This is a genomic window from Actinomadura parmotrematis, from assembly GCF_019458805.1.
Taxonomy (GTDB): Bacteria; Actinomycetota; Actinomycetes; order Streptosporangiales; family Streptosporangiaceae; genus Spirillospora; species Spirillospora parmotrematis.
Map to the genome: position 1 here is coordinate 41,717 of NZ_JAIBOA010000035.1, position 11,116 is coordinate 52,832.

Annotated in this window: 9 protein-coding genes; 6 read left to right on the forward strand and 3 right to left on the reverse strand. The window is 75.1% G+C overall.

What is annotated here, in order from left to right; genetic code table 11:
- Window positions 1–26: 26 nt before the first annotated feature.
- Entirely contained in the window at window positions 27–1,568 is a 1,542-nt protein-coding gene (locus tag K1Y72_RS34480) for a DHA2 family efflux MFS transporter permease subunit (protein WP_308287371.1), read from the reverse strand.
- Between the two features lie 108 nt (window positions 1,569–1,676).
- Between K1Y72_RS34480 and K1Y72_RS34485 the strand changes: the two genes are divergently transcribed.
- The 6 genes from K1Y72_RS34485 (at window position 1,677) to K1Y72_RS34510 (ending at window position 8,731) form a co-directional block, all read left to right on the forward strand.
- Window positions 1,677–2,282, forward strand: a complete 606-nt coding sequence (locus K1Y72_RS34485) for a TetR family transcriptional regulator (protein WP_220170735.1) — start codon at window positions 1,677–1,679, stop codon at window positions 2,280–2,282.
- Window positions 2,279–2,476: a ferredoxin gene (locus tag K1Y72_RS34490; RefSeq protein WP_220170736.1), complete on the forward strand. Its 198-nt coding sequence runs from the start codon at window positions 2,279–2,281 to the stop codon at window positions 2,474–2,476. The genes K1Y72_RS34485 and K1Y72_RS34490 overlap by 4 nt, the downstream gene beginning before the upstream one ends.
- Window position 2,477: 1 nt before the next feature.
- Window positions 2,478–3,749: a cytochrome P450 gene (locus K1Y72_RS34495; protein ID WP_220170737.1), complete on the forward strand. Its 1,272-nt coding sequence runs from the start codon at window positions 2,478–2,480 to the stop codon at window positions 3,747–3,749.
- 96 nt (window positions 3,750–3,845) lie between these two features.
- Window positions 3,846–5,765 carry an acyl-CoA dehydrogenase family protein gene (locus tag K1Y72_RS34500; RefSeq protein WP_220170738.1) on the forward strand — a complete coding sequence of 640 codons (1,920 nt, stop codon included), beginning with the start codon at window positions 3,846–3,848 and terminating at the stop codon, window positions 5,763–5,765.
- Window positions 5,766–5,922: 157 nt separating this feature from the next.
- Window positions 5,923–7,941, forward strand: a complete 2,019-nt coding sequence (locus K1Y72_RS34505) for an ATP-binding protein (RefSeq protein WP_220170739.1) — start codon at window positions 5,923–5,925, stop codon at window positions 7,939–7,941.
- A 73-nt stretch (window positions 7,942–8,014) separates the two neighbouring features.
- Window positions 8,015–8,731 (forward strand): alpha/beta fold hydrolase, encoded by a 717-nt coding sequence (locus K1Y72_RS34510; RefSeq protein ID WP_308287372.1) that lies wholly within the window; start codon window positions 8,015–8,017, stop codon window positions 8,729–8,731.
- A 49-nt stretch (window positions 8,732–8,780) separates the two neighbouring features.
- Here K1Y72_RS34510 and K1Y72_RS34515 read toward each other — a convergent pair whose 3' ends face one another.
- Window positions 8,781–10,235, reverse strand: a complete 1,455-nt coding sequence (locus K1Y72_RS34515) for an acyl-CoA synthetase (RefSeq protein ID WP_220170741.1) — start codon at window positions 10,233–10,235, stop codon at window positions 8,781–8,783.
- Window positions 10,235–11,113, reverse strand: a complete 879-nt coding sequence (locus K1Y72_RS34520) for an amidohydrolase family protein (RefSeq protein ID WP_220170742.1) — start codon at window positions 11,111–11,113, stop codon at window positions 10,235–10,237. Before K1Y72_RS34520 ends, K1Y72_RS34515 begins: the two co-directional genes overlap by 1 nt.
- Between the last annotated feature and the right edge of the window lie 3 nt (window positions 11,114–11,116).

The following is an 11,116-nucleotide window of genomic DNA, read 5'->3' on the forward strand; positions in this document are numbered from 1 at the left end:
GGTCCGGTTCCGCCCGGCCCGCCGCCCTAAGCTGCCGCCCCCGGCCCCGGCGCGTCAACCACTGATCGTTCCGGGCGCCGCCGGTCCCGGTCGCGGGCGGCGCGCCGCGAGGCCAGGCAGGCGGCGAGCGCCAGCAGCGCGAGGACGGCGAGGCCGCCGAGCGCGTACCGGTAGCCGGTCACCAGCAGGGGCACCCGGTCCGGCGCGACGCGCGGCAGCGTGCCGGCGAAGACGGCGCCGCGCAGCGCCGCCGGGACGGGCGCGGCGACGAGCGACAGCGACAGGCCCGTGCTCAGCACGATGCCGGCGTTCATCACCATGAGCCGCATCGCGTTGACGATGCCGAGGCGCCGCGCGGGCAGGCCGTCGAGCAGCGCCGTCGCGTTGGCGGGCAGGAACGCTCCACTGCCGGCGCCGAGCAGCATGAGGGCGCCCGCGATCGGCGCGTAGCCCGCGTCCGCCGACACCGTGGCGAGCAGCGCGAGCAGGCCGAGCGCGGTCAGCGCGGTCGCGGCCGCCGCCATCGTCCGGGCGCCGACGCGCCGGTCCAGGAAGCCCGCGCCGGTGGACGCGACGACCGCGACGGCCGACATCGGCAGCACCTTGAGCCCCGCCGCCACCGCGTCCTCGCCCTGCACGGACTGGAAGAACAGCGCCATGATGACGACCGCGCCGACCCGCGCCGTCGCGTTGAGGAAGCTGGCGAGCAGCCCGAGCGCGAAGGGCCGGTCGCGGAACAGCGCCAGGTCGACGACGGGGTGCCGGGCGCGGCGCTCGACGCGCGCGAACACCGGCAGCAGCACCGCGAAGACCAGGACGCCGCCGAGCACGACGGGGCTGCCCCAGCCGCGGTCGTTGGCCTGCGAGAGCCCGAACAGCAGCCCGCCGAGCCCGGCGAGGATCAGCAGGTTGCCCGGCACGTCGAGGCCGCGCTCGCCCGCGGCCCGCCGGTCGGGGCGCAGCACCGCCGCGCCGAGGGCCAGGCACGCCGCCCCGACCGGCACGTTGTACCAGAACACCCACCGCCAGCCGTAGGTCTCCACCAGGAAGCCGCCGAGCGTCGGCCCGGCGAGCTGGGCGATGGAGAACCCGGCGGTGTAGACGCCCATGGCCCGCCCGAGGTGGGGGCGCGGGAACACCTCGGTGAGGATCGCCGCGCTGTTGGCCAGCAGCATCGCCCCGCCCGCGGCCTGCAGGACGCGGAGCGCGACGAGCGTCCACGCGGTCGGGGCGAGGCCGAGCAGCAGGCTCGCCGCCGTGTAGGCGGCGAGGCCCGCCAGGTACATCGCGCGCCGCCCGAACATGTCGGCGAACCGGCCGAACACCACGATGAGCACGGTGCTGGCCAGCATGAACGACAGCAGCATCCAGTTGGCGGCGAGCGGGCTCGCGCGGAAGTGCCGCACGACGGCGGGCAGCGCGACGTTCAGCGCGTTGCCGCCGAGGCCGATGAGGACGCTCGCCAGGCTGACCACCGCGAGCGACCACCAGGCGTTGCGCGACGGCCGCTCCTCCGGCGGCCCGGCGGGCACGGACGGCACGGCCCCACCGCCTCCCCGGACGCTCACGAGCGGGCTCCCCGGGACATCAATACTAGAACCGGATTCAAATCTCCAACCCGTCCATATCCGGATGGACCTTGACGGAGCCAAATGAACGGTCTTTTAATTCGCGGTATGGGCCGTATCGCAGGCGTCACGGCCGCCGAGACCCGCGCCCGGCTGCTCCGCGCGGCCGCCGGGGCGTTCGCCCGGCGCGGGTACGACGGCACCCGCGTCGCCGAGATCGCCGCGTCCGCGCGGGTCAGCAACGGCGCGCTGTACGCCCACTTCGGCTCCAAGGCCGAGCTGCTGGTCGCCGCGCTGCGCACGCACGGGCGCCGGCTGCTCGCCGACCTGCTCGCCGCCGAGCCGGACCGGCCGATCACCGACGTGCTGCTCGCCGCCGGCCGCTGCCTGCCGCACGCCGACCGCCGCGACGGGCTGATCGTCGAGGCGCTCGTCGCGGCCCGCCGCGACCCGGCGGTGGCCGCGCCGATGCGCGACTACCTGGGCGAGCGCGCCGCCGCGCTGACCGGCCTCATGCGGGCCGCGCAGGAGCGCGGCGAGCTCGACCCGGCGGTGCCGCCCGCCGCGCTCGCGCACTTCTGCCTGCTGCTCGCCCTCGGGAGCTCCCTGGTCACCGAGGACCTGCACGCGGTGGACGACGACGGATGGGCCGCGCTGCTGACCCGGATGGTCGCGGCGCTCGCCACCACCCCACACACCGGAGGTACGCAGTGAAGCTGCAACTCGACCCGGGCCGCTGCCAGGGGCACGGCCGGTGCTACGACCTGGCGCCCGACCTGTTCGGCGAGGACGACGAGGGCTACGGCACCGTCCTCGGCGACGGCACCGTCCCCGCCGGCGCCGACCACGACGCGCGCCTGGCCGTCGCCAACTGCCCCGAACGCGCCATCACTGTGGAGGAGGGCTGACATGGCCGGCGACGACCGCTTCACCGACGGGGTCGCGTCCATCACCCAGGGACGCCCGCTCGGCACCCGCAACGAGCCGGTCACCGGCCCCGTCGCGGACTGGGCCACCGACTTCTCCCACCTGGAGCCCGAGTGGGCCGCCGACCCCTACCCGATCCAGGACGACCTGCGGGAGCGCTGCCCGGTCGCGCGCACCGGCCGGTTCGGCGGCGCCTGGCTGCCCACCCGCTACGAGGACGTCGCCGAGATCGCCTACGACACCGAGCGGTTCACCTCCCGGTCGGTGGTGCTCAGCAACTACCGGCCCGCGCGGGAGGTGGAGCCGGTGGGCGTCACCCCGCCGATCTCCTCCGACCCGCCGTTCCACCACCACGCCCGCAAGCTGCTGCTGCCCGCCTTCACCAAGACGGCGATCTCCCGGCTGGAGCCCGCGACCCGCGCCTACTGCCACGAGCTCGCCGACGCCCTGACCGGGCAGGACGTCGTGGACGCCGCCCGCGACTACGCCCAGCACATCCCGATGCGCGTCATCGCCGACATGCTCGGCTTCCCCGCCGAGGACGGCCCGAAGTTCCGCGAGTTCGTGGAGAACACCCTGGAGGGCGTCAACCTGCCCCCCGAGGAGCGGATCGCCCGCATGGACTCGCTGTTCGCCTACCTCATCGCCCAGATCGACGACCACATCGCGAACCCCCGCGACGACCTCACCACCTACCTGCTGAACGTCGAGCTCGGCGGGAACCGGCTGGCGCCCTCGCACGTCGCGGGCACCATGGCGCTGCTGCTCATCGCCGGCATCGACACGACCTGGAGCGCGATCGGCGCGTCCCTCTGGCACCTGGCCAAGACGCCCGCCGACCGCGAGCGGCTCGCCGCCGAACCCGCCCTGCTGCCGACCGCGATGGAGGAGTTCCTGCGCGCCTACGCGCCGGTGACGATGGCCCGCATGGTGAAGCAGGACATGCACTGGCGGGGCGTGGACATGAAGGCCGAGGACTGGATCCTGCTGTCCTTCCCCGCCGCCAACCGCGACCCCGCCCAGTTCGAGCGGGCGGACGAGGTCGTCATCGACCGCGAGGTCAACCGGCACGCCGCGTTCGGCCTCGGCATCCACCGCTGCGCGGGCTCGCACCTGGCCCGCATGGAGATGCGCGTCGCCCTGGAGGTCTGGATGGAGCGCTTCCCGTCCTTCACCCTGGACGACCCGGACGCGGTGACGTGGTCGGCGGGCCAGGTCCGCGGCCCGCGCACCCTGCCCCTCCGCATCGGCTGACCCCCGCCCGTCCCCCGCGGCGCCCGGGCGCAGGATTCGCCCGGACGCCGCGGGGGAGACCGGCAGGGTCCCCGAACAGGAAGAAGGGCCTGCCCGATGAGTGACGTCACCCCTCCCGGACCGGTCTCCCCGGACGCGCTGCGCGGCGTCCTGGACGGCCGCTGGGCACCCGTCCGCCGCGAGGTCCGCGAGCAGCTCCGCGAGGTCGACCCCGTCCCCGCCGAGACCGGGCCGCTGGACGAGCGCCGCGCCCGCGTCACCGCCGAGCTGCGCGCCCTCGCCGCGAGCGGCCGCCCCCGGCTCGGCTTCCCCAAGGAGCACGGCGGGGGCGGCGACGTCGGCGGCGCCGTCATCGGGTTCGAGATGCTCGGCCTCGCCGACCTGTCGCTGCTGGTGAAGGCGGGCGTGCAGTGGGGCCTGTTCGGCGGCGCCGTGCAGGCCCTCGGCACCGGCCGCCACCACCGCCTGCTCGGCCCGATCATGGACCTGGACCTCGTCGGCTGCTTCGCGATGACCGAGACCGGGCACGGCTCGGACGTCCAGCACCTGGAGACCGTCGCCGAGTACGACGCCGCCGCCGGCGAGTTCGTCGTGCACACCCCGGCGCCGTCGGCCCGCAAGGACTACATCGGCAACGCCGCCCGCGACGGCCGCGCGGCCGTGGTGTTCGCCCAGCTCGTCACCGGTGGGGAGGGGCACGGCGTGCACGCCCTGCTCGTGCCGATCCGCGACGACGACGGGAACCCCCGCCCCGGCGTCACCATCGAGGACTGCGGCATCAAGGCGGGCCTGAACGGCGTCGACAACGGCCGCCTGACCTTCGACCGCGTCCGCGTCCCCCGCGAAGCCCTGCTGAACCGGTTCGGCGACGTCGCCGCAGACGGCACCTACACCAGCCCGATCGACAACCCGAACCGCCGCTTCTTCACCATGCTCGGGACGCTCATCCGCGGCCGCATCAGCGTCGCCGGCGGCGCGGGCGCGGCCGCCAAGACCGCCCTCGCCCTGGCGGTCATGCGGGCCGAGCGGCGCCGCCAGTTCACCGACCCGGCCTCCGGCGAGGAGATCGCGATCCTGGACTACCTGGCGCACCAGCGGCGCCTGCTGCCCGCCCTCGCCACCACCTACGCCCTGCACTTCGCGCAGGAGGAGCTCGTCACCGCCCTGCACGAGCTGCAGGGCGAGGAGGCCCGCGAGCCCGACGAGCGGGCGCAGCGCGAGCTGGAGGCGCGCGCCGCCGGGGTGAAGGCCGTGGCGACCTGGCACGCCTCGCACACCATCCGCACCTGCCGGGAGGCGTGCGGCGGCGCCGGCTACCTCGCCGAGAACCGGCTCGCCGGGCTGCTCGCCGACATCGACGTCTTCACCACCTTCGAGGGCGACAACACCGTCCTGCTCCAGCTCGTCGCCAAGGGCCTGCTCAGCGGCTTCCAGCACGACGTGGAGGACCTCGGCACGCTCGGCATGGCGCGGTTCGTCGCCGAGCAGTTCGCCGGCGCCGTCATCGAGCGCACCGCCGCCCGCTCGGCCATCGCCCGCCTGCTCACCGGCCGCGGCGAGGCCGCCGGCACCGACCTGCTCGACCGCGCCTGGCAGCTCGGCGCCTTCGAGGACCGCGAGAAGCACGTCCTGGAGGGCCTCGCCCGCCGCCTGCGCCGCGCCACCGAACCGGACGCCGACCCGTTCGCGGTCTTCAACGACGCCCAGGACCACCTGCTGCACGCCGCCCGCGTCCACGTCGACCGCGTCGTCCTGGAGGCGTTCGTCGCCGCCCTGGAGCGCTGCCCCGAGGACGCCGCGCCGCTCCTCGGCCGCGTCTGCGACCTGTACGCGCTGACCGTCGTGGAGGCCGACCGCGCCTGGTTCCTGGAGCACGGCCGGATCAGCCCGGCCGCCGCCAAGGAGGTCGTCACCACCGTCGACGACCTCTGCAAGGCGCTCCGCCCGCACGCGCGGACGCTCGTCGACGCCTTCGGCATCCCCGCCAACCTGCTGGACGTGCCGCTGCTGCACTGACCCGCGCCGCCCGCGGCGACCGGAGATCATATCCCGTCGCGGCGCGGCCCGGCCCGGTTCGGCGAAACCCCAGGAACCGGGCGGCCGCGCTGCGTACCATCCGGGTCCCGGCCGTCGCAGGGACCGTCGCGGGATCGACGCAGGAGGGGTGCAGCGCATGGAACAGGCGCCGGTCTACCGGGGCAACCTGCCGGAGGATCCGCCCGAGCTGGTCGGCCGCGAGCGCGAGCTGATGGAGATCGCCGAACGCTGGTCCGCGACCCGCACGATCACCGTCACCGGCGTCGCCGGCGTCGGCAAGTCCCTCACCGCGCTGCACGCCGCCCGCGCCGCCGCGGGCCGCTTCCCCGACGGCGTGTGGCTCGTGCCGCTCGCCCGGCTCCGGGACGCCGCGCTCCTCGCGCACAGCGTCGCCGCGGAGCTGAAGGTCCGCGACCAGACCGCGCGGCCCGTCCTGGACCTGCTGATCGAGCACCTCGCCGAACGCCGCTGCCTGCTGGTGCTGGACGGCTGCGAGCACCTGGCGGGCGCCGTCGCGATCTTCGCGACGGCGCTCCAGATCGCCTGCCCCGGCGTGAGCGTGCTCGCCACGAGCCGCCGCCCGCTCGACGCGCTCGCCGAGACCGTCGTCGCCCTCGCGCCGCTCCCGGTGCCCGGCGAGGACGCCGCCGTCGCCGCCGACCTCGGCCGGTGCGCCTCGGTCGAGCTGCTGCTGCGCCGCGCCGCCGGCTTCGAGGTCACCGACGGCAACGCCGCGGCGGTCGCGCGGCTCTGCCGCCGCCTGGACGGCCTGCCGCTCGCCCTGGAGCTGACCGCCGCCCAGCTCGCCCGCCGCCCCGCCGGCGAGCTCGCCGAGCGGGCCGCGCCGCCGCCGGTCCTGGACGCGCACGGCGGCCTGTGGACGGCGATCGGCTGGAGCCACGAGCTGTGCAGCCCCGCCGAGCGGCTGCTGTGGGCGCGCGCGTCGGTGTTCGCCGGCCCCTTCACCGCCGAGGCCGCCGCGCAGGTGTGCGGCGGCGGGCCCGTCGACGACGTGCCCGCGCTGCTGGCGAGCCTCGCCGAGCAGTCCGTGCTGATCCGCAGCGGCGACCGCTACCGGCTGCTGGACGCCCTGCGCGGCTACGGCGCGTCCTGGCTCGCCCGCCTCGGCGAGGAGCGGGCCGTGCGGGCCCGCCACCGCGACCGCTACCTGGACATGGCCCGGACCGCGTTCCCCGAGTGGACGCGGCGCGGCCAGGCCGAGTGGTACGGCCGGCTCGTCCGCGAGTTCGCCGACGTGCGGATCGCGATCGAGGCGTGCCTCGCCGAGCCCGGACCGGCCGCCCTGGAGATCACCGGCGCGCTCTGGTTCTTCTGGTTCTCCTGCCAGCACGAGCGCGAGGGCCGCTTCTACCTGGAGCGGGCGCTCGCCGGCGACCCCTCGCCCGGCCCGCTGCGCGTGCGCGCCGCCTGGGCGCTCGGCTGCGTGATGATGGCGCAGGGCGACGTCGAGGGCATCGACCGCTGCGTCCGCGAATGCCGCGCGACGACCGGGCCCGAGGGGACGCGCGCCGCCGACTACGTCGAGAGCACCGACCTGGCGGTCCGGGGCCGCCCCGACCTGGCGCTCGAACGCCTGGTCCACCTCGCCGGCGCGCCCTGGGACGGGCCGATCCAGGAGGCGGTGTGGATGCTGGCCCGCGCGGCGCTGGTGTTCGCGCGGGTCGCGATGGGCGACCACGCGCAGGCCGGGGAGCTGGCCGAGGACATCCGGCTCGTCGGCGAGGGGCGCGGCGAGCACAAGTTCCGCGCCTGGGGCCTTTACATGCAGGCGGTCATCGCGCTGGCGGCCGGCGACCACCGGGCCGCCGCCGAACGCGCCCGCGAGGGACTGGACGGCTTCACCGTCATCGACGACAGCACCAACATGGCGCTCTGCCTGGAGCTGCTCGCCCTCGCCATCGCCCGCGACGGCGAGCACGAGCGCGCCGCGCTGATGCTCGGCGCGAGCCACCGGCTGTGGAACCCCGACGGCGGCCGCGACCGCTTCACCGCCCCGCAGGTGGCCGAGGCGCGCCGGACCGGCGAGGAGGCGATCGTCGCCGCGCTCGGCCGCGACGCCTTCGACGCGGCCTTCCGCGCGGGCCTGCGGTCGGACTACCCGAGGACGCCGCCGTCCGGCCTGCTCCCGCTGTGACGGTCCCGCCGCCTCCAGGGACGATCAACCCTGGTTGGGTCATAACGGGATAATTGCGGAGGGTAGTCCTACCGTGCGCGGCGGACGGGTCGCCGACGCGGGCTTCCGCGGCGTCGCGCACGACCGGCGGGGCCATGGCCGCTCGTCCAAGCCCTACGACGGCTACGACTTCGACCACTTCGCCGACGACCTGGACGACCTGGTCACCGGCCTGGACCTGCGGGACGTCACCCTGGTGGCGCACTCGATGGGCGGCGGCGAGCTGGCCCGCTACATCGGCCGCCACGGCACCGACCGGGTCCGCTCGGCCGTGCTGCTGTCGGCGATCACGCCGGCGATGGCGGTCAGCGACCGCAACCCGAACGGCGTCCCGCAGAAGGTGTTCGACGACATCAAGCGCGGCATCCTCGAAGAGCGCTCGCAGTTCTGGAAGGACACCTCCGAGGGCTTCCTGTCGGCCAACGGCTCCGGCACCCGCGCCACGCAGGGCAACAAGGACGCCTTCTGGTCCTGGGCGATGCAGGAGTGCATCGAGGCGGGCGTGAAGTGCGTGGACGCCTTCGCCGGCGACGTGTTCTACGACGACCTCGCCGAGTTCGACGTCCCGACGCTCGTCGTGCACGGCGACGACGACCAGGTCGTCCCGTTCGAGACGACCGGCAAGGTGGCGGCCGAGTTCGTCGCCGACGCCGAGCTGAAGGTGTACGAGGGCGGCTCGCACGGCATCTTCACCGTTCCCGGCGACAAGGAGCGGTTCAACAAGGACCCGCTGGAGTTCCTGAAGAAGTGACCCCGCCCGGCTGGGGCGCGGCCCGGCGCCGCGCCCCGCCGTACGCGCGTCAGCCGTGGTCGTGCCGGATGGGCGCGCGCAGGAGCTTGCCCGAAGGGTTGCGCGGCAGCGCGTCCGCGAACACCACCGACTTGGGGATCTTGTACTTGGCGAGCCGGCCGCCGAGCGCGCCGAGCAGCTCCTCGGCGGTGGCGCCGGCGCCCGGCCGCAGCACCACGACGGCGCGCCCGACCTCGCCCCAGATGGCGTCCGGGACGCCGATCACCGCGCAGTCCAGCACGTCGGGGTGCGCGGCGAGGACCTGCTCGACCTCGGCCGGGTAGACGTTCTCCCCACCCGAGATGATCATGTCCTTGATGCGGTCGACGATGGTGACGTAGCCGTCGGCGTCGACGCGGGCGGCGTCACCGGAGTGGAACCAGCCGTCCCGCAGCGCCTCGGCGGTCGCGCCGGGCAGGTTCCAGTAGCCCCGCATCACGTTCGGGCCGCTCACCAGCACCTCGCCGGGGTCGCCCGCCACCTTCACGTCGGTGAAGAAGTGCGGCAGGCCCGCCGACCCGGCCTTGCTGACGGCGTGCTCGGCGTCCAGGAACAGCACGCCGGGCGCCGCCTCGGTCATGCCGTAGCCCTGGAGGAACAGCAGCCCGCGCGCGGCATAGGTCTCGATCAGCGAGGGCGGGACGGGCGAGCCGCCGCAGCTGAGGGTGCGCACGCTCGACAGGTCCGCCTCGGCGAACCGGGGGGACCGCGCGACCTGCTGGAACATCGTCGGCACCCCGAACATGAAGGTGACGCGGTGCCGCTCGATGAGGTCGAGGGTGCCCTCGGCGTCGAACGCCGGGACGATGACGCAGGCGCCGCCCTTCAGCAGGACCGGCATCGCCAGCATGTTCAGGCCGGCGGTGTGGAACAGCGGCGCCGACACGAGCGCGACCTCGTCGGCGGCCACGTCGGTGTCCACCAGCACGTTGACGGCGTTCCAGGTGATGTTGCCGTGGGTGAGGACGGCGCCCTTCGGCCGCCCGGTGGTGCCGGAGGTGTACATGATGATGAACGGGTCGTCGAGGGCGACCGGCTCGTCCGGCGGGTCCGCGTCGCCGCCGGACGCCAGGAACGCCTCGTAGTCCGGGCCGACCTCGACGCGCGCCGCGACGTCGGCGCCGAACCCGGCGTGCGAGGGGGCGTGGACGAGCAGCCGGGCGCCCGAGTCGGCGAGCTGGTAGGCGATCTCGGGTTCGGCGAGGCGGGCGTTCAGCGGCACGAACACCGCGCCGAGCGCGGCGGTGGCGAACAGCGTCTCCAGGAACGCCGGATGGTTCGGGCCGAGGTAGGCGACGCGGTCGCCGCGCCGGACGCCCGCCGTGCGCAGCGCGTGCGCGAGGCGGGCGGTGCGGGCGTGCAGCCCGGCGTAGTCCAGCGCCTCGCCCTCGAAGACCAGGGCGGTGCGGTGCGGGGTCTTGCGGGCCCGCCGGGCGGGCCAGGAGCCGAGTCCCTGGTCGCGCATCAGGACGCCTCCGGGGCGGCGAGGCCGAGCAGCCCGGCGGCGTTGCCCTTGAGGATCAGGGCGCGCGCCTCGTCCCCGACGGGCAGGCCCGCGAAGTCGGCCAGCCAGCGGTCGGGGGTGATGACGGGGAAGTCCGACCCGAACAGCACCTTGTGGCGCAGCCGCCCGGCGGCGGCCTTCACCAGCTGCGGCGGGAAGTACTTGGGCGACCAGCCCGACAGGTCGATGAAGACGTTGGCCTTGTGCGTGGCCATCGAGATCGCCTCGTCCTGCCAGGGCACCGAGGGGTGCGCGAGGACGACGGTGAGGCCGGGGAAGTCGGCGGCGACGTCGTCCAGCAGCATCGGGTGCGAGTAGCGCAGCTTGATGCCGCGGCCGCCGGGCAGCCCGGCGCCGATGCCGGTCTGCCCGGTGTGGAACAGCGCGGGCACGCCGAGGTCCTGGATCGCCTCGTACAGCGGGTAGTGCGCGGCGTCGTTCGGCGCGAACGCCTGGAGGCTCGGGTGGAACTTGAAGCCGCGCACGCCGTGCTCGGCGACGAGCCGGCGGGCGCGGGCGGCGGGGTCGGGACCGTGCGGGTCGACCGAGCCGAACGGGATCAGCACGTCGGGGTGCGCGGCGGCGGCGTCGGCGATCTCCTCGCTGGACAGCGCGGGGTGGCCGAGGCCGGTCGCGGCGTCCACCGTGAAGACCACCGCGGCCATCGACCGCTCCCGGTAGTGGGCGGCGATGTCGGCGACGGTCGGGGTGCGCGGGGCGCCGGCCTTGAAGTAGGCGGCCGAGGCGTCCAGCAGCTCGGCGTCCAGGGAGAGGTGGCCGTGGGCGTCCTGTTCGACGTGGACGTGGAAGTCGATCGCGGTGAGCGCGTCGAGGTTCATGGG

Bases quoted from the DNA above. Each gene is read 5' to 3' on its own strand.
- K1Y72_RS34485 (WP_220170735.1), top strand. From the start codon at position 1,677: ATGGGCCGTATCGCAGGCGTCACGGCCGCCGAGACCCGCGCCCGGCTG.
- K1Y72_RS34495 (WP_220170737.1), top strand. From the start codon at position 2,478: ATGGCCGGCGACGACCGCTTCACCGACGGGGTCGCGTCCATCACCCAG.
- K1Y72_RS34500 (WP_220170738.1), top strand. From the start codon at position 3,846: ATGAGTGACGTCACCCCTCCCGGACCGGTCTCCCCGGACGCGCTGCGC.
- K1Y72_RS34505 (WP_220170739.1), top strand. From the start codon at position 5,923: ATGGAACAGGCGCCGGTCTACCGGGGCAACCTGCCGGAGGATCCGCCC.
- K1Y72_RS34515 (WP_220170741.1), bottom strand. From the start codon at position 10,235: ATGCGCGACCAGGGACTCGGCTCCTGGCCCGCCCGGCGGGCCCGCAAG.
- K1Y72_RS34520 (WP_220170742.1), bottom strand. From the start codon at position 11,113: ATGAACCTCGACGCGCTCACCGCGATCGACTTCCACGTCCACGTCGAA.